Raw genomic sequence first — 1,335 nt, 5'->3', positions numbered from 1 at the left:
CAGTTGGTCTTTAGCCTTAACCCCGGGTCGCAAATTAGAAAAATAGGTTCATCAGGTGATTATATTTGGGTCAGTGATGGCGCACATTTTTATACCTACAACATCAAAACCAATGAACTTGATTCATTTTCACTGCTTCAACTTTATCAACATAGCAATAATAGTTATGTGTACATCAATGATGCGATTCTGGTCGAAACCAAATGGGCGTTGGCTACAACATCTGGTGTCTATCTCTCTGAAGGTAATAAATTTGATCATGTGATTTCATCCGGTCAAAACTACATTGAAAAAGTGTACTACTCGCATACGAGACGCGAGATATTGGTCGGCACCTTAAAAGGCGCGTTGATCTTCAATATTTACGAGCCGAACAAAGAGATCGTCAAAATTGGCGGCTCCCACGTACTGACGTTTTCAGAGACCAATCAAGAGTATTGGGTTGGTACTGAGCACGGTTTGTATCTCTACTCGTTTTTAACTGGTGAAGTTACTGAAGTTGAGCCTGCGAGCTTCTTAGAGTTAGAGCTCGATAGCACTAAAATTTATTCCTTACTTAGCGACAACATGGGCGGAATGTGGATAGCGACCAACCAAGGCATTCGTTATTACTCTTTGTTCAGCAAAAAATTTGAGCGAGTCACCTTTAGTAGTTATGACTCGCAAACCTTATCTGGTCGTATCAGACAAACGGTAACAGGGCCAGATGGTGTGCTTTGGTTTGCCGATGACCGCAAGCTGTATCGTTCTGGCGCGGAAGGGATTGTAAAAGTCTTAGAATTAGATTCTCAGATTAACGAATTTGCGTTCCAACGAGGCATGTTATGGCTTGCCACTTCAAAAGGCTTGGAGATATTCCAATTGGAAGGGCTGCAAAAGGTCAGCTTCCCTTATTTACAAGTGATGGCTGGGCATGCTGTTGAGCATATTGCTCTAGACGACACAAACCGTTTGTGGGTATCCAGCGGTTACCAACTTTACAACGTTGATATCGACAAGCAATCCGTCAGAAACTTTGGTAGCGAATGGATCGTGAGTCAGTACTTACCAGCTAAAGTGACGCGCTTATATGATACCGAAGATAAGCTTTTTATTGGTACGGACCACGGCATTTACGAATACGATGATGAACGTATTCGTTTCAATCGTTTCTCGGAAAAATATGGCGAGTCGCTAGATATAGTGACAGCGGCGGATGGCTCTCAGTGGTTTGCCTCTTCCTATGGGTTGTTTAAAACAGTGGCTGGTGGCGAAGCCAAGCAAGTCTTGGAGATGAGTGTTGCGAATGCTCGTCCGGCGTGTTTGATCAGTGATGCGAAAGGTGTGTGGCTCGCA

1 pseudogene is annotated in these 1,335 nt (G+C 43.7%); it reads left to right on the top strand.

Features of this window, described 5'->3' with window-relative positions:
• Window positions 1-1,335, top strand: a pseudogene (locus R7O12_RS25110) (AraC family transcriptional regulator); the annotation flags it as partial.

The sequence above is a fragment of the Vibrio sp. Vb1574 genome, assembly GCF_033338675.1.
This window is presented reverse-complemented; position numbering and strand designations above follow the sequence as displayed.